Source organism: Brucella sp. JSBI001 (genome assembly GCF_026014005.1).
In the GTDB taxonomy this organism is placed as follows: domain Bacteria; phylum Pseudomonadota; class Alphaproteobacteria; order Rhizobiales; family Rhizobiaceae; genus Brucella; species Brucella anthropi.
In genome coordinates this window covers 4,596,736-4,612,222 of sequence record NZ_CP110339.1, presented here as the reverse complement: position 1 = coordinate 4,612,222, position 15,487 = coordinate 4,596,736, and the positions used below count along the sequence as shown (strand labels likewise).

Sequence of the window (15,487 nt, the reverse complement as noted above, 5' to 3'; positions counted from 1 at the left end):
TGTCATTCCTGCGGTGTCTGCGGCGATTGGGGCGCCGTATCGGCGGTCTCCGCAGGGGCAAGCTCGGCTGCGGGAGCTGGCGGAGGCGCAATCGTGACCGGTTTCAGCTTCGAAGCCGGTATTTCGACGGTGATCTCGCGTGTGTCCGGCTCAACGAAATTGGCAAGTGTATACATCGCGCCATAAACGACGGCGGCGACAAGGGCGAGAAAGAGAACGAGGCGCGTTAGCGTAGGCATCCATCTTTTATGCTGTGGCATTGGGACGAAAGCAAGGAGGGGGGACGAAAGCAAGGAGGAGGAATGAAAGCAAGGAGAAGGAATGAAAGAGGAGACAAGAGCCCAATCATGCAAAAAAGCCTTGCTTGCGGCCATGCACGCCCTGAAAACCAATCAAAGCAATTGACGTCGTCCTGTTTTTCATGTGGAACCGGAACAAATGGACGAGGTCAATGAGCAGCACGACAAAACAAAACAATCTACATGAGAAAGCGGAGCTGATCCGCGATCTTCTCGGTTCGAAAGTCGTGGTACTCGTGGGGCTGATGGGTGCAGGCAAATCCACCGTCGGACGCAAGGCTGCAGCCTTGCTCGGCCTGCCGTTTCGCGATGCCGATACGGAGATCGAAGCGGTTTCCCGCATGACCATTCCTGAATTGTTTGAAGCATATGGCGAGGTCGAGTTCCGCGATCTCGAACGTCGGGTCATCATGCGCCTGCTCGAAGACGGACCGATGGTTCTGGCCACCGGCGGCGGGGCCTATATGAATGCCGAAACACGCGCGGCAATCGGTCGTGCAGGTGTTTCCGTCTGGCTCAATGCGGAAATCGATATTCTGATGGAGCGCGTATCGCGCCGCCAGAACCGCCCGCTGCTGAAAAACAGCGATCCGCGCGGCGTCATGCTGCGGCTGATGAATGAACGTTATCCTGTCTATGCACTGGCCGACCTTCAGCTGATGACGCGGGATGACAAGAAGGAAGTGATCGCTGCGGAACTGCTCGATGTTCTGGCGGATCATCTTGAAAGATTAGAGGCATAATCGGTCCGGTAGAACAAGCCGCCGATGTCTTCGCCGCATGTATTGGAGACTACGCATGAACGCGCCTTCCATCGCCCAGGATGTTACGACTGTTCCCGTGTCGCTTGGCGACCGCTCCTACGATATTCTGATCGGCAAGGGGCTGGTGGATCGTGCAGGCGAGGAGTTGGCGAAGCGTCTGAAAGGCGTGCGCGTGGCGGTGGTGACGGACGAAAATGTTGCCAAGGCTCATCTGGAGCGCCTGACAGCAAGCTTCGCCAAGGCCAGTATCGATGTGACGCCGGTGATTGTTGCGCCGGGCGAAAAGTCCAAATCCTTCGGTACGCTGGAAACCGTCACCAATGCCGTACTGGCGGCGCGGCTGGAGCGCGGCGACGCGGTCGTGGCATTTGGCGGCGGTGTGGTTGGCGATCTTTCGGGCTTCGTCGCCGGTATCGTGCGGCGTGGTATGAATTTCGTTCAGATGCCGACCTCGCTCCTGTCGCAGGTGGATTCCTCGGTCGGTGGCAAGACCGGGATCAACACGGCACACGGTAAAAATCTCGTCGGTGTCTTTTATCAGCCGCAGCTGGTTCTGGCCGATACGGAGGTTCTCGACACGCTGAGCCCGCGTGAATTCCGCGCCGGTTATGCCGAAGTTGCAAAATATGGTCTGATCGACCGTCCGGACTTTTTTGAATGGCTGGAACAGAACTGGCAGGAGGTCTTCTCCGGCGGGGCGGCACGGACGCAAGCCATCGCTGAATCCTGCCGCTGCAAGGCAGCCGTTGTTGCGCGCGACGAGCGCGAAACCGGTGACCGGGCGCTTCTCAATCTCGGCCATACTTTCGGCCACGCGCTGGAAACGGCAACGGGCTACGATTCGACCCGTCTTGTGCATGGTGAAGGTGTCGCTATCGGTATGGCGCTGGCCCATCGCTTCTCGGTCAAGATGAACCTGTGCGGCATTGAGGATGCGGAGCGCGTTGAGGCGCATCTGAAAGCCGTCGGGCTGCCATACAGGCTGTCGGATGTTCCGGGCGGGTTGCCACCGGCGGAAAAGCTGATGGATTATATTGCGCAGGACAAGAAAGTGGCGCGTGGTGCGCTCACCTTCATCCTGACGCGCGGCATCGGCCAGTCCTTTATTGCCAAGGACGTGCCACCGGCCGCCGTGCTGGAATTTTTGAAAGAACGTCTGGAAACGAAATAAGAGGATAAGGCGGATGGCTTTCGAGCTCTGGGTTATGTGCGGCATCATCCTGCTCTGCGTCATTCTCTCAGCATTCTTTTCCGGATCCGAAACGGCGCTGACGGCGGCGTCTCGAGCCCGGATGCACACGCTCGAACATAATGGCGATGAGCGCGCAGGGCTGGTCCAGCGCCTCATCAGTCGCCGCGACCGGCTGATCGGTGCGCTTCTGATCGGCAACAACCTCGCCAATATTCTGGCGTCCTCCATTGCCACCAGCATCTTTTTGAACCTGTTCGGCGATGCGGGCGTTGCTTATGCCACGCTGGCAATGACGGTCATTCTGGTCATCTTCGCGGAAGTGCTGCCGAAATCCTGGGCGATTTCCGGTCCAGACCGGTTTTCGCTTGCCGTTGCACGCGGCGTGTCGCTGGTCGTCCTGATCCTCGGCCCGATTTCCAGTGCGGTGAACCGCATTGTGCGCGCGATCCTGAAGCTTTGCGGCATCAATCTTGCCGCCGGTCGGTCCATGTTGAGCCCGCAGGAGGAATTGCGCGGTGCGGTCGAGGTGCTGCATCGCGACAAGTCGCTCATCAAGGAAGATCGTGACCAGCTGGGCGGCCTGCTCGACCTCAAGGAGCTGGAAGTCAGCGACGTCATGGTGCACCGGACCTCGATGGGCACCGTCAATGCCGATGCTCCGGCGGATGAGATCGTGCGCGATATTCTGGCCAGCCCGCATACACGTATGCCGCTCTGGCGCGACGATATCGATAATATTGTCGGCATTATCCACACCAAGGACCTGCTGCGCGCGCTTTACGACGTCGACAATGATTTCAAGCGCATCGACATCATGAAGGTTGCGCGCAAGCCGTGGTTCGTGCCCGACACGACCACGTTGCAGGACCAGCTCGACGCGTTTCTCCGCCGGAAGGCGCATATTGCCATCGTCGTCGACGAGTATGGTGACGTGCAGGGGCTGGTGACGCTTGAGGATATTCTGGAAGAAATCGTCGGCGATATTGCCGACGAACACGACATCGAAATCCAGGGTGTCCGCCTGCAGCCGGATGGTTCGGTGATTGTCGACGGATCGCTGCCGATTCGCGATATTAACCGCGCGCTTGACTGGTCTTTGCCGGATGAGGAAGCGACAACGATTGCCGGTCTGGTCATTCATGAGACCCAGACCATTCCCGAAGTGAAACAGGCTTTCACCTTTTACGGGAAGCGCTTTTCCGTCCTGAAGAAGGAAATGAATCGCCTGACACGGCTGCGCATCGTGCCACTTGATGCCGATGGAAAGCCTGCGCCCATAGTTGCCGCGCTGCCGCGCTGAAAGCTATCGCGGGAGCAGTTTCCACCTAACACTTTGTTTCTGAATATTTTAATCCCAGACTAAAGCCAGTTTTCGGCCGGAAAATCTGGCCGGGCTGGCGTTGTCTTTTCCGGTTTCTTGTGCGCGTTTCAGTATTAAATATAAGTAATAATAAAACGACATAATATTATGATATTATTCTAGTCTAATATATCTCGGATGCAACTACTAGTAATAGAAAAAAATTCATTTGAAATTATTGAGAATATACGCTTCTATAACATTGTTTTTCGCAACAATAAGGCTACTAATAATCCGGTAGCATACATTATATATGACTTATGTTTGGATACGAAAACTACGGAGAAAATCGCCTACGACCTACTTTATAATTAGAGAAATACAGTCTTGGTCTATTGGTACTTGCACTAGATACTATCCTGGAATTTCTTTTCTCCGCAAAGTTCGATCTATCTGGTCTATATTACAAAGGCGCCCGAAAGGGCGCCTTTGTAATATAGACCAGGGTTTACGCCGGATCTGATCAGGGGAAGAGACGTTCCCGTCTGGGACGGCATGTCGAGTTCGGATGCCAAGTGATGGGTAGTCGTGAAGCTGCTCAGCGCCGCGTTGCTTCGCCAGGAGCGGAAGGCTCCAGTGCAAGTGCATGGACGCCGCTATCCAGTTCTTCCTTCAAAAGTTCGTTAATGGCGCGGTGGCGCTGAATGCGACTCATTCCGGCAAAAGCTTGGGCAACGATACGGATGCGAAAGTGTGTTTCGCCGGTGCCGTCATAGACTTCATGATGGCCGCGCTCTTCGTGATGATGTCCGGCGTGGAGATGGCTTTCATTAATGACTTCAAGCCGTTCGGGAGCGAAAGCCGTGGTCAGTTTCGCTTCCATCGCGCTTTGTTTGCTATTGTGAATGGACATTTGGACCACTTCTCCCCATATAGACGCTGTGCCTCATATAACGTTGCTTCGGCAGCAAAAGGTGGGGCAAATCCGCACAGGAAAGCAACCTGCTTCAAAATTTCGCCCAGTTGAAATGGCCAAAAGCCAGACCGGACGAAATGTCAATTCTTGTTCAGCAACTCATAATCCGCATAATTCGATTCGATGACAACGAACTCAAAATTTTTCGACAGTATCCGCATCAAGCCCAAGAAGACCGCGGAAGCGAAGGCTTCGGGGCCTTGCTGCCAGTGGGACGGGTGCGACAAGCCAGGCACGCATCGCGCGCCTGTCGGACGCATGCGCGAAGGTGAATATTTCCGCTTCTGTGTTGATCACGTGCGGGAATATAACAAGAATTTCAATTACTTCTCTGGTCTTTCGGATGGCGACATCGCGAAATTCCAGAAGGATGCGATCACGGGTCATAGGCCGACATGGTCGACGACGGCGAACTCCACCGCCAAGCCGCGCACGTCGCCGGACATGGCGAAGGTACGTTCCGGTTCGGCTTCCTATCACAACCGCATCCGCGATCCCTTCAACCTTTTCAAGGAAGCCAAGGGACATGCGCCGGGCCAGAAAGCGCAGCGCAAGCCGCGTACGCTCGAGATAAAGGCGCTGGCGACACTCGGTCTTGAACCAAATTCGACTGGCGATAAGATCAAGGCGCGCTATAAAGAGCTGGTAAAACAGCACCATCCCGATGCGAATGGTGGTGATCGCGGATCGGAAGAAAGATTTCGCGATGTTATTCAGGCTTATCAATTGCTCAAGCAGGCAGGTTTTTGCTAAAGCCTGTTTGGGTCTGAAAGGCCGACTATGGGGCTGTCGCCGACAGCTCCGACGGACATTCTTCTGCCGCGCGATTGCGTGGACGCAAGCACGGATGCCCGCAACGAATTACGGAAGGGGCATACCGTCCGGCTCGCCGGAAAAACATGCCCACGGGTGAAAGTTGCCGGTCGGTAGCTTGCCGGTATTAATTCGCGGCCGGTCGCTGCCTGCCGCTCTGGAGGCATGATGAACAAGGTTGAGCGGGATATAGCCAATTTGCCGGATACAACGGTTTCGGTGCGCGAAGTGTTCGGGATCGATTCCGACATGACGGTGCCAGCCTATGCGGCAGGCGATTCCTATGTGCCGGAGCTTGATCCGGATTATCTTTTCGACCGTCAGACGACGCTCGCGATCCTTGCAGGCTTTGCCTATAACCGCCGCGTGATGGTTTCCGGTTATCACGGCACCGGTAAGTCGACCCATATTGAACAGGTCGCAGCCCGCCTCAACTGGCCTTGCGTGCGCGTCAACCTCGACAGCCATGTCAGCCGTATCGATCTCGTCGGCAAGGATGCCATCGTCGTGAAAGACGGCATGCAGGTCACCGAATTCAAGGACGGCATCCTGCCCTGGGCCTATCAGCACAATGTGGCTCTCGTTTTCGACGAATATGATGCGGGTCGTCCGGACGTGATGTTCGTGATCCAGCGCATTCTGGAAACTTCGGGCCGTCTGACCCTGCTCGACCAGAGCCGCGTTATCCATCCGCATCCGGCTTTCCGTCTGTTCGCCACCGCCAACACCGTTGGCCTCGGTGACACGACCGGCCTCTATCACGGCACCCAGCAGATCAACCAGGCGCAGATGGACCGCTGGTCCATCGTGACGACGCTGAACTATCTGCCGCACGACAATGAAGTGAACATCGTTCTCGCCAAGGCCAAGCATTACCAGAATGCCGAAGGCCGCGAGATCGTGAACAAGATGGTGCGCGTGGCCGACATGACCCGTCAGGCCTTCATCAATGGCGATCTCTCGACCGTCATGAGCCCGCGTACGGTCATCACATGGTCCGAAAATGCCGCGATCTTCAACGATGTCGGCTTTGCCTTCCGCCTGACCTTCCTCAACAAGTGCGACGAACTGGAACGCCCGATTGTGGCCGAGTTCTATCAGCGCGCTTTCGGCGTTGAGCTGCCCGAATCGGCAGCGAATATCGTTCTCGCTTGATGCGGAAGAAGCCTGCCGCCTGAGCGTGTCCGGCGGCAGCGCACTGTCTGATGCGGGGGCGATGAGCTTCGCCCTTGCTTGAAAGCGAAGTCAGGATAGGCATATGTCGGGCCAGAAGTCAGGAATAGGCGATAATTCGCGCGAGCGTAAACCGGGGCCGGTGGATTCCGAACCATTCAAGCGCGCTCTAACGGCTTGCGTCCGTGCCATTTCCGGTGAGCATGAGCTGGAAGTGGCGTTCACCAACGACCGCCCGGCGTTGAGCGCAAATCGCGCCCGTCTTCCCGATCTGCCGAAGCGCCCGACTGCGCACGATATCGCCGTCACCCGTGGCCTCGGCGATTCCATGGCGCTGCGTCAGGCACGTCACAATCCGCGCATTCACGCGGCCCTTGCCCCGGAAGGAAAGCAGGCGCGCGCGATTTACGACGCTGTCGAGCAGGCGCGTGTGGAAGCCATCGGCGCCCGCGCCATGGCAGGCATGGCGGATAATCTCACCACCATGCTTGCGGACAAATATTCGAAAGCCAATTTCTCCGCAGTTACCGCCAAGGAAGATGCGCCGCTTGAGGAAGCCGTATCGCTTCTGCTGCGTGAAAAGCTGACCGGACGGTCCGCACCTGCGGAAGCCGGACAGGTGCTCGAGCTGTGGCGGGAGTGGATCGAGCAGAAGGCCGCAGCCGACATTGCGCGGCTTGGCGACAATCTCGAAGACCAGCAGGCCTTTGCGCGCACGGTGCGTGACATGCTCGCCTCCATGGATATGGCGGAGGAGCTGTCGCAGGAAGAACCGAGCGACGAAGAAGAGCAGAACGACGAGCAGACGCCGGATTCCGACGAGAACGAGGAAGGTGGCGACGAGAGCCAGGAAGGTTCCGATTCCGCTGAAAGCGAAGAATCCGACAGTTCGAGCGATGAAGGCGAGCAGGGCGAAATGGACGCCGCCGATGCTTCTGCCGACGACATGGATGACAGCGACGATATCGACGCGGAAACGCCGGGCGATACACGCCGTCCGAACCAGCCTTTCGCCAATTTTGCCGAACATGTCGACTACAAGGTCTTCACGCGAGAGTTCGATGAAGAGGTTGAAGCGGTTGATCTTTGCGACGAGGCGGAACTAGACCGCCTTCGCAGCTTCCTCGACAAGCAGCTTGCCAATCTGCAAGGTGTGGTGGGGCGTCTGGCCAACCGCTTGCAGCGCCGCCTGATGGCGCAGCAGAATCGCTCCTGGGATTTCGATCTGGAAGAGGGCTATCTCGATTCGGCCCGTCTGGTGCGCATCGTCATTGATCCGACGCAGCCGCTTTCCTACAAGCAGGAGCGCGATACGGATTTTCGCGATACGGTCGTGACGCTGGTTCTGGACAATTCCGGCTCCATGCGTGGTCGTCCGATCACGGTCGCCGCGACCTGTGCGGACATTCTGGCCCGCACGCTGGAGCGTTGCGGTGTGAAGGTGGAGATTCTCGGTTTCACCACCAAGGCGTGGAAGGGTGGCCAGTCACGCGAAGCGTGGCTTGGACGCGGCAAGCCTGCCAATCCGGGTCGCCTCAATGATCTGCGCCATATCGTCTACAAGAGCGCCGATGCGCCCTGGCGGCGGGCACGGCGCAATCTCGGCCTGATGATGCGCGAAGGCCTGCTCAAGGAAAATATCGACGGTGAGGCGCTGATCTGGGCGCATCAGCGGCTGCTGGCGCGTCCCGAGCAACGCAAGATCCTGATGATGATCTCGGACGGCGCCCCCGTCGACGATTCGACACTTTCCGTCAATCCGGGCAACTATCTCGAACGCCATCTGCGCGCCGTGATTGAAGAGATCGAAACACGCTCTCCGGTGGAGTTGATTGCAATCGGTATCGGCCATGATGTCACGCGCTATTATCAGCGTGCTGTCACCATCGTTGATGCGGAAGAACTGGCAGGCGCGATGACGGAGCAGCTCGCCTCGCTGTTCGAGGAGCAGGGTGCTGTAGCCTCGGGCGGGCGACAGCGCCGCGCTGGCGGACGATAAAAATCAGGCATGAAAAGGGCGCTTGAAGCGCCCTTTTTCATGCCTGCTGTTTGGTTGCAGCCAGAACGATTTCGCGTATGCACACGCCCTGGGGCTGTTCATAGGCATAGAGAATGGCGCGAGCCACATCGTCGGCTGAAAGCACAGGCGCGCCCATTTCTTTCTTCCATGCTTCGTAACCGGCCTTGATACCGGCGTCGCTGGTATGGCTCAGAAGTTCCGTTTCCACGGCACCCGGCGCGATCGTCACGACACGGACATTATGTGGCGAAAGTTCTTCGCGCAGGTTTTCCGACATGCCGTGCACGGCGAACTTCGTGCCAACATAGGCGACATGATTGGCGAAGGTCTTGCGGCCAGCCACCGAGCTGATGTTGATGATTGTGCCGTGCTTGCGCGCAGCCATGCCAGCCGAGACAGCATGAATGCCGTTGAGAAGGCCTTTGACATTGACCTCCAGCATCCGGTCCCATTCATCCGGGTTCTGCTTGTTCACTTCACCCAGCAACATCACACCGGCATTATTGATGATAGCATCGGCAGGACCGAACTTGGCTTCGGCTTCCCGGACGGCTGCCACAAGCGCCTTCCGGTCAGTGACGTCGACGGATTTGCAGAGCGTGTCTGGCAGGTTGAGCTTTTCCATCGCGTCCAGGCGGCGCGCCAGAAGCAACAATGGATGACCGCGATGGGCAAACATTTTTGCAGTGGCAAGGCCAATGCCCGAGCTTGCGCCGGTAATAATGACGAGTGGAAGTTTTTCCTTATTCAAGGACATCTAATCAATCCTTACCTAAATATAAATATAGTCAAACCGAAAGAGGAAAGCCGACGCTTGAATAATTTCAGGCGTCTTTGCTTTCTATACGTAATATAGAAATCCGTTCCGATAAAGAAAGACCGCAGGAAAAACCTGCGGTCTGTCGGAGAGCGGTTCATACAGGGGATATTTATTGAGGAAAACCGGTTTTCGTTGCGTTCAACGGATCGTGAATCCTCGAGAATATCAGCCAGCGTTTGTCCGGTTTGGCGCGTAAAGCGTCGGGGCAAAGACGGCGAGGATTGCGCCATAGGGGATCAGCATCAGCGTTCCCATAATGACTTTCACGAAGAAGTCGCCGAAAGCAAGCGAGGCCCAGAGCGGCACGCCAAGGCCGAGGAAGGATGCTGGTTCGGCAAGCGACGAATCGGGCATTCCGGTCAGCTTGTCGATCCAGGCGAAGCCGGCTGCGAAGGCAATCGAGAAGAACAGGATTGTATCGAGCACCGAACCGAACATGGCGGCAGCAAAGGGAGCCTTCCACCAGGTCTTGCGACGCAGGCGGTCGAAGACTGTGATGTCCATCAGCTGTGCGAGAAGGAAAGCGGAGCCGGAGGCAATCGCGATACGCGGCGTGGCGAGCCAGACCGACATGATGACGCCAAGCACGAAACCGGCATAGACGACCTTGCGCGCGGCAGCGGGGCCGAAGCGGCGATTCGTCAGGTCATTGACCAGAAAGGCGATGGGGTAGGTGAAGGCGCCGTAGGTCAGCACTTCACCGAGGCCAAAATGCTGGAATGGATATTGGACAAGTATGTTCGACGCGGCAACCGCCACGCACATTGCCAGTATCGCAGGCATAAGCCGGGAATAAGAAGGTGTCTTGATTGACATTTTTTTATCCTGGGTGATGGAACCAGCAAAAAAGGCCGACAAAAGCCGGCCTTTTTTGTCGAAATTTTTGGCCGGAAGCTTAGGCAGCGACTGCTGCTTCAGCCTGCTTCTTTGCGATCTGACGCTTCAGCAGGCGAGCGCGCTGCGAAAGTTCCTTGTCGTCAGACTTGACGAGGAACGCATCGAGACCGCCGCGATGTTCAACCGAACGCAGAGCGTTGGCGGAAACGCGCAGGCGATAGCTCTGGCCGAGCGTTTCGGACATCAGCGTAACATTGCAGAGGTTCGGCAGAAAGCGGCGACGCGTCTTGTTGTTCGCGTGGCTGACATTGTTGCCGTACTGGACCGACTTGCCGGTCAATTCACAAGCGCGGGACATTTTGGTCTCACCTTCAATTACGTTCTTCAGGCCCCGACCCGAATGTCCGAATTCAAGCAATCAACGCAGTTTGATGCTGCTGGCGCGCGATCTCGGACAGGCGGCCTATTGGGAAAGTCGCGTTTCTATAGTGACAGCAGCCGTTGCAGTCAAGTGAGATTCCGTATCCATCGCGCAAAGACGCGGTTTTCCGGCTTTCGCACGGTCTTCACGAAAGCTTGCGATCATAACTTCGCCAGTTTTGCTTGGCTTACACAGATACTGTATCGAAGAATCCCACGCAACTTTTGGGCGTTTCAATGTGGTTGAAAACCATCAGGAGACGACCAGGCGAAAAACAGGTCGCAAGATAGGATAAAGCGAATTTGCTTTGAGTTTTTGTCTTTACGCATGTCTTTATGGAAAACGGTCTCTCTCTTCCACGACGTGCTTTAGCGAAAGGAATGCGCGCATGATCGAACCGTCGCATGAGTTGAAGCCCGTCTGGCAGCGGCTGGCGCATTATGGTGTGTTGACCTTTGCGGGCCTGATCCTTGCGGGATTAACGATTGCTAGCGGGCCGGCCAGGGCCAACGATCTTTATCGGACCGAATACGATATTTCCATTTTCGGACTTTCGATTGCGCGGTCTGCCATAGAAACCACGGTCAATGGCGCCAATTACAATCTCAATGGCCGTTTTCTGACTTCCGGTCTGGCGCGTGTGTTCGACGATACGGACGGCACCGTGCACGTTACCGGGAGCGCCGTTGGGGGCAAGGTCGTGCCGAAGAGCTTCGATCTCGCCTATAAGCATGGCCGCAAGAACAAGAGCACGACGATCCGCTTCGCCAATGGCGATGTCGTCGCGGCGGAAAACCAGCCTCCGGTGAAAAAGCGCGACCAGTGGGTGGAAACATCACCGCAGGACCTTCTCAATGTGAGCGATCCGCTGAGCGCGCTCATGATACCTGCAAAGAGCGGTCGGGCGGTCTGTGACCGGTCGCTGAGCGTTTTCGACGGTCAGACCCGCGCGGAGATCAAGCTTTCCTTCAATGGCACCGAATCGTTCACGACCGACGGCTTTACCGGCGAATCGGTCGTCTGCTCGGCAAAGTTCGTTCCGATTTCCGGATATCAGAAGGGCAAGAAGGCTATCGATTATCTGAGCAATCGCAGCCGGATCACGATTTCCTTCGCATCGCTCGGCAATTCGGGCATCTATGCGCCCGTCGTGGCGCGAATCGGCACGCAGATCGGCACGCTCAAGATCGAAGCCACCCGTTTTTCCAAGGTGAACTGACCGGCAGCCGGTCCCAGTTAATGTTTCGGGTGCACGCATTCCTCATGGTTGCCGAGGATTTCGATCACGCGGCACTGGTCGATGCGGCCATGTGCAGTGCATTCCAGCATGCGCTGCAGTTCGGTTTTAAGCGATAGCAGTTTTGCGATGCGGTGTTCGACATCGCTCAAGCGTGCGCGTGCAATGGCATCGGCCGCCGAACATGACTGGTCGGGATTATCCTGAAGATCAAGAAGCGTGCGGATCGCATCCACCTCGAAACCCAGATCGCGTGCGTGGCGAATGAAAAGCAGCCGCTGGACATCCTGCCGGTCATAGAGGCGGCGATTGCCATCAGTGCGCGGCGGTGAGGGTAGCAGGCCGATCTGCTCGTAATAACGAATCGTCGGCACTTTGACGCCGCTCGCTTTCGATGCTTCTCCGATCGATACATTCATGATCATTTTCCGCTTGCTCCTCTAGTCACTAGAGGATGTAGACCTTGCTCAACACAATTCAAGAGCAGTGCTGAAAAGAGCAGATCATGAGTGAAACATTGAACCAGATTCGCTTTCGCATCGACGGTATGGATTGCGCATCCTGCGCAGCCAAGATCGATACTGCCGTGCGGCGCGTGCGCGGTATCGAGGATGTGTCCGTCTCTGTCACGGCAGGCACGATGACCGTCAGCCATGATGGAACAGGTGATCTTGACAAGATCGCAAGCAAGGTGCGTAGCCTCGGCTATAGTGTGGAGCCGATGGCTCCCGAAAAAACCGTCAAGGAAAAAGCACTGGCGAAGCATGAGCATTCGCACGATCATTCTCACCACGACCACGACCACGACCACGACCACGACCACGACCACGACCACGACCACGACCACAGTGCGTGCGGCGGCCATCATGATCATCACGATCACGCCCATGAACACAATCATGAAGCCCACGACGAGGTTATTGCCGTAACCTCCAACAGTTTCCGCTTTCAGGTCGATGGCATGGATTGTGCATCCTGTGCGGCCAAGATCGATACTGCCGTACGGCGCCTGTCCGGCGTGACGGATGTGTCCGTTTCCGTGACCAATGGCGCAATGACCGTCAATCATGATGGAACGGCGAAGAGCGACGAAATCGCCGGCAAAGTGACGGCACTGGGCTACAAGACTGCCCTTGCCAAAACCGTTGTCCCCGGTGCCGGTTCTGCACCAAAGGCGACCGGGCTGACAAAGCCACAGCCGTGGTGGCGTTCGAAAAAGGGCCAGATGATGCTGGCCTGTGGCGGCGGGCTGGTCGCGGCCTATATTGTCGGACATCTTTATCCGTCCATCGCGCTTTGGGCCTTCACGGCTGCGATGCTGATCGGTCTCGTGCCGATTGCCAAGCGTGCCTATATGGCGGCCATCAACGGCACGCCATTCTCCATCGAGATGCTGATGACGATTGCCGCCATCGGCGCAATGTTTATCGGCGCAACCGAGGAAGCTGCAGCCGTCGTTTTTCTGTTTCTGGTCGGTGAGCTTCTGGAAGGCGTTGCTGCAGGTAAGGCGCGTGCCAGCATTCAATCCCTGACTGCGCTGGTGCCGAAGACTGCCTTCCTTGAGAGAAATGGTGCGACCACGGAAGTTGCCGCCGACAGTCTGGCGGTCGGCGATGTGATTTCCGTGCGCCCCGGCGACCGTATGCCTGCGGATGGTGAAATCCTGACGGGCGAGAGCGCTGTCGATGAAGCGCCGGTCACCGGTGAAAGCACCCCGGTCGGGAAGGCCGAAGGCGACACGGTTTTTGCTGGCACGATCAATGGTGATGGTGTGTTGCGGGTCCGGGTCACGGCTGCCGCGCAGGACAACACCATCGCCCGGGTTGTGCGGCTGGTCGAGGAAGCGCAGGAAGCCAAGGCGCCGACCGAACGTTTCATCAATCGTTTCTCGACCTATTACACGCCGGGCGTTGTGGTTGTGGCGGCGCTCGTCGCCATTCTGCCGCCGCTTGTTGCGGGTGGTGACTGGAATGAATGGGTTTACAAGGGTCTTGCGATCCTTCTGATCGGTTGCCCCTGTGCGCTGGTCATTTCCACGCCTGCTGCAATTGCAGCGGCTCTGTCGTCGGGTGCCCGGCGCGGCCTTCTCATGAAGGGCGGCGCTGTGCTGGAAACCATCGGCAAGATCACGGCGGCCTGTTTCGACAAGACCGGCACGCTGACCGAAGGCAAGCCGAAGGTGACAGATGTTCTTGCAGGCGACTTGTCCGAGGATGAAGTGCTGCGTCTTGCCGCGTCCCTGGATGCGGGCTCAAGCCATCCGCTGGCGCTGGCGATTGTCGGTGCTGCAGAACAGCGCAGCCTGAAACTGTCTGCCATCACGCAGGGCAAGGCCCATGGCGGCAAGGGTGTGTCTGGGGCGGTTGGCGAAATGGACCTGTTTCTGGGGTCGCGCCGCGCCGCCAATGATATTGCGGCCATTCCGGATGCACTGGCGAGCCGCATCGCTGCCTGCAACGACGAAGGCAAGACCGTTTCTGTCCTTGTCGCCAATGGCAAGATTGCCGGTGCAATCGCCATGCGTGATGAACCGCGCGCTGATGCCATTGCCGGTTTGCAGGAATTGAAAGCGGCCAATATTCGCACCGTCATGCTGACCGGTGACAATCGCCGCACGGCGGAAGCAATCGGACGCGATCTCGGGATCGAAGTGCGGGCTGAGCTTCTGCCGGAAGACAAGCAGCGTATTGTCGGCGAGTTGCGTAAAGAAGGTCTGATCGTCGCCAAGGTTGGTGACGGCATCAACGATGCGCCAGCCCTTGCTGCAGCCGATGTCGGCATCGCCATGGGTGGCGGCACGGATGTGGCGCTGGAAACGGCCGACGCTGCGGTTCTGCATGGCCGGGTTGGCGATGTGGCAGCGATGGTCGACCTTTCCAAGCGAACCATGCGCAATATCCATCAGAATATTGCCATAGCGCTCGGATTGAAGGCTGTCTTTCTGGTGACCACCGTGCTGGGTATTACAGGCCTCTGGCCCGCAATTCTGGCCGATACAGGTGCCACCGTTCTCGTGACGATCAATGCGTTACGGCTTCTTAGACAACCGGTGCGATAAAACAAAAGAACCGGCGAAACCGCCGGTTCGCGTCTCTTCCTTCGAGCCGTGTTACTCGCCGATCAGAACGCGGATGCGTTCACTATATTGCTTGCCGAAAGCAAGATGTTCGGGATTGATGTCCTTCAACTCATCCACCAACTGCGGCTCGCTTTCGGCATCAGCTGCTGCAAGGCTGCTCATCAGGGCGAAATAGCCGAGAATATAATCGGACGGCGTGATGTTCTGGGCCTTGAGTACTTCCACGACCTGCGGACGGGATTCGACGCTCTTCACCATCTTGTCGAAGGAAGGCGTGGCATCCTGTCCTTCCTCTTCGGTCGCTGAAAGTTCCATGCCACCCAGCTGTTCCTGCACTTTTTCCATGCGCGACAGGAAATCTTCGCTCAGCTTGAAATTGTTGATTTCGGCAGGCGTCTGCTTCGGTGCGACATCAAGCAGGTCGTCGGCAAACGCGACGCTTGTGGAAACGGGCAGGGCGACAAGAGAAAGGCCAATGGGGAAAAGGCCGAGGAAAACGGCGCAGCCTGCAATCTGGAAACGGGAAAACACCGTCATTCTTCTATCCTCGAACTGT

16 protein-coding genes are annotated in these 15,487 nt (G+C 57.1%); 9 read left to right on the top strand and 7 right to left on the bottom strand.

Annotated features, from left to right (window positions below):
• Positions 1–2: 2 nt before the first annotated feature.
• Complete coding sequence (locus LJ361_RS22105) at positions 3–239, bottom strand: hypothetical protein (protein WP_010657617.1); 237 nt, start codon at positions 237–239, stop codon at positions 3–5.
• A gap of 212 nt (positions 240–451) precedes the next feature.
• Here LJ361_RS22105 and LJ361_RS22100 point away from each other — a divergent pair, with 212 nt between their 5' ends.
• From LJ361_RS22100 to LJ361_RS22090, 3 genes are read left to right on the top strand one after another with little or no spacing between them, the layout of a single operon-like run.
• Positions 452–1,042 (top strand): shikimate kinase, encoded by a 591-nt coding sequence (locus LJ361_RS22100; RefSeq protein WP_010657616.1) that lies wholly within the window; start codon positions 452–454, stop codon positions 1,040–1,042.
• Positions 1,043–1,097: 55 nt separating this feature from the next.
• Positions 1,098–2,234, top strand: coding sequence for a 3-dehydroquinate synthase (gene aroB, locus LJ361_RS22095; protein ID WP_010657615.1), 1,137 nt, complete (start codon positions 1,098–1,100; stop codon positions 2,232–2,234).
• Between the two features lie 13 nt (positions 2,235–2,247).
• Positions 2,248–3,555 (top strand): HlyC/CorC family transporter, encoded by a 1,308-nt coding sequence (locus tag LJ361_RS22090; RefSeq protein WP_264812299.1) that lies wholly within the window; start codon positions 2,248–2,250, stop codon positions 3,553–3,555.
• Positions 3,556–4,153: 598 nt separating this feature from the next.
• Here LJ361_RS22090 and LJ361_RS22085 read toward each other — a convergent pair.
• Positions 4,154–4,468 (bottom strand): BolA family protein, encoded by a 315-nt coding sequence (locus tag LJ361_RS22085; RefSeq protein WP_010657613.1) that lies wholly within the window; start codon positions 4,466–4,468, stop codon positions 4,154–4,156.
• Between LJ361_RS22085 and LJ361_RS23545 the strand changes: the two genes are divergently transcribed.
• From LJ361_RS23545 to cobT, 4 genes are all read left to right on the top strand, one after another.
• Positions 4,461–4,658 (top strand): hypothetical protein, encoded by a 198-nt coding sequence (locus LJ361_RS23545; protein WP_080514313.1) that lies wholly within the window; start codon positions 4,461–4,463, stop codon positions 4,656–4,658. The genes LJ361_RS22085 and LJ361_RS23545 overlap by 8 nt on opposite strands.
• A complete protein-coding gene (locus LJ361_RS22080) occupies positions 4,655–5,284 on the top strand; it encodes a J domain-containing protein (RefSeq protein WP_010657612.1) in 630 nt (209 codons plus the stop codon). The genes LJ361_RS23545 and LJ361_RS22080 overlap by 4 nt, the downstream gene beginning before the upstream one ends.
• A 228-nt stretch (positions 5,285–5,512) precedes the next feature.
• Entirely contained in the window at positions 5,513–6,499 is a 987-nt protein-coding gene (gene cobS, locus LJ361_RS22075; protein WP_010657611.1) for a cobaltochelatase subunit CobS, read from the top strand.
• 103 nt (positions 6,500–6,602) lie between these two features.
• Positions 6,603–8,516: a cobaltochelatase subunit CobT gene (gene cobT, locus LJ361_RS22070; RefSeq protein WP_010657610.1), complete on the top strand. Its 1,914-nt coding sequence runs from the start codon at positions 6,603–6,605 to the stop codon at positions 8,514–8,516.
• A 37-nt stretch (positions 8,517–8,553) separates the two neighbouring features.
• Here the strand turns inward: cobT and LJ361_RS22065 are convergent, their stop codons facing one another.
• The 3 genes from LJ361_RS22065 to rpmB all read right to left on the bottom strand — a co-directional run bounded on the left by LJ361_RS22065 (position 8,554) and on the right by rpmB (position 10,552).
• A complete protein-coding gene (locus LJ361_RS22065; protein ID WP_010657609.1) occupies positions 8,554–9,294 on the bottom strand; it encodes an SDR family oxidoreductase in 741 nt (246 codons plus the stop codon).
• 228 nt (positions 9,295–9,522) lie between these two features.
• Positions 9,523–10,173 carry a queuosine precursor transporter gene (locus LJ361_RS22060; protein WP_010657608.1) on the bottom strand — a complete coding sequence of 217 codons (651 nt, stop codon included), beginning with the start codon at positions 10,171–10,173 and terminating at the stop codon, positions 9,523–9,525.
• A 79-nt stretch (positions 10,174–10,252) separates the two neighbouring features.
• A complete protein-coding gene (gene rpmB, locus LJ361_RS22055) occupies positions 10,253–10,552 on the bottom strand; it encodes a 50S ribosomal protein L28 (protein ID WP_010657607.1) in 300 nt (99 codons plus the stop codon).
• Positions 10,553–11,003: 451 nt separating this feature from the next.
• On the opposite strand from rpmB, the gene LJ361_RS22050 reads away from it, so the two are divergent.
• Complete coding sequence (locus LJ361_RS22050; RefSeq protein WP_264812296.1) at positions 11,004–11,834, top strand: DUF3108 domain-containing protein; 831 nt, start codon at positions 11,004–11,006, stop codon at positions 11,832–11,834.
• A 17-nt stretch (positions 11,835–11,851) separates the two neighbouring features.
• Here the strand turns inward: LJ361_RS22050 and LJ361_RS22045 are convergent, their stop codons facing one another.
• A complete protein-coding gene (locus LJ361_RS22045) occupies positions 11,852–12,277 on the bottom strand; it encodes a MerR family transcriptional regulator (protein ID WP_012091121.1) in 426 nt (141 codons plus the stop codon).
• An 80-nt stretch (positions 12,278–12,357) separates the two neighbouring features.
• On the opposite strand from LJ361_RS22045, the gene LJ361_RS22040 reads away from it, so the two are divergent.
• Positions 12,358–14,910 (top strand): heavy metal translocating P-type ATPase, encoded by a 2,553-nt coding sequence (locus tag LJ361_RS22040; protein ID WP_151576401.1) that lies wholly within the window; start codon positions 12,358–12,360, stop codon positions 14,908–14,910.
• Between the two features lie 51 nt (positions 14,911–14,961).
• On the opposite strand, the gene LJ361_RS22035 is transcribed toward LJ361_RS22040, so the two are convergent.
• A complete protein-coding gene (locus LJ361_RS22035; protein WP_010657603.1) occupies positions 14,962–15,468 on the bottom strand; it encodes a hypothetical protein in 507 nt (168 codons plus the stop codon).
• Positions 15,469–15,487: the final 19 nt, after the last annotated feature.

Bases quoted from the DNA above. Each gene is read 5' to 3' on its own strand.
- LJ361_RS22105 (WP_010657617.1), bottom strand. From the start codon at position 239: ATGCCTACGCTAACGCGCCTCGTTCTCTTTCTCGCCCTTGTCGCCGCC.
- LJ361_RS22100 (WP_010657616.1), top strand. From the start codon at position 452: ATGAGCAGCACGACAAAACAAAACAATCTACATGAGAAAGCGGAGCTG.
- aroB (WP_010657615.1), top strand. From the start codon at position 1,098: ATGAACGCGCCTTCCATCGCCCAGGATGTTACGACTGTTCCCGTGTCG.
- LJ361_RS22090 (WP_264812299.1), top strand. From the start codon at position 2,248: ATGGCTTTCGAGCTCTGGGTTATGTGCGGCATCATCCTGCTCTGCGTC.
- LJ361_RS23545 (WP_080514313.1), top strand. From the start codon at position 4,461: ATGGACATTTGGACCACTTCTCCCCATATAGACGCTGTGCCTCATATA.
- LJ361_RS22085 (WP_010657613.1), bottom strand. From the start codon at position 4,468: ATGTCCATTCACAATAGCAAACAAAGCGCGATGGAAGCGAAACTGACC.
- LJ361_RS22080 (WP_010657612.1), top strand. From the start codon at position 4,655: ATGACAACGAACTCAAAATTTTTCGACAGTATCCGCATCAAGCCCAAG.
- cobS (WP_010657611.1), top strand. From the start codon at position 5,513: ATGAACAAGGTTGAGCGGGATATAGCCAATTTGCCGGATACAACGGTT.
- cobT (WP_010657610.1), top strand. From the start codon at position 6,603: ATGTCGGGCCAGAAGTCAGGAATAGGCGATAATTCGCGCGAGCGTAAA.
- LJ361_RS22065 (WP_010657609.1), bottom strand. From the start codon at position 9,294: ATGTCCTTGAATAAGGAAAAACTTCCACTCGTCATTATTACCGGCGCA.
- LJ361_RS22060 (WP_010657608.1), bottom strand. From the start codon at position 10,173: ATGTCAATCAAGACACCTTCTTATTCCCGGCTTATGCCTGCGATACTG.
- rpmB (WP_010657607.1), bottom strand. From the start codon at position 10,552: ATGTCCCGCGCTTGTGAATTGACCGGCAAGTCGGTCCAGTACGGCAAC.
- LJ361_RS22050 (WP_264812296.1), top strand. From the start codon at position 11,004: ATGATCGAACCGTCGCATGAGTTGAAGCCCGTCTGGCAGCGGCTGGCG.
- LJ361_RS22045 (WP_012091121.1), bottom strand. From the start codon at position 12,277: ATGATCATGAATGTATCGATCGGAGAAGCATCGAAAGCGAGCGGCGTC.
- LJ361_RS22040 (WP_151576401.1), top strand. From the start codon at position 12,358: ATGAGTGAAACATTGAACCAGATTCGCTTTCGCATCGACGGTATGGAT.
- LJ361_RS22035 (WP_010657603.1), bottom strand. From the start codon at position 15,468: ATGACGGTGTTTTCCCGTTTCCAGATTGCAGGCTGCGCCGTTTTCCTC.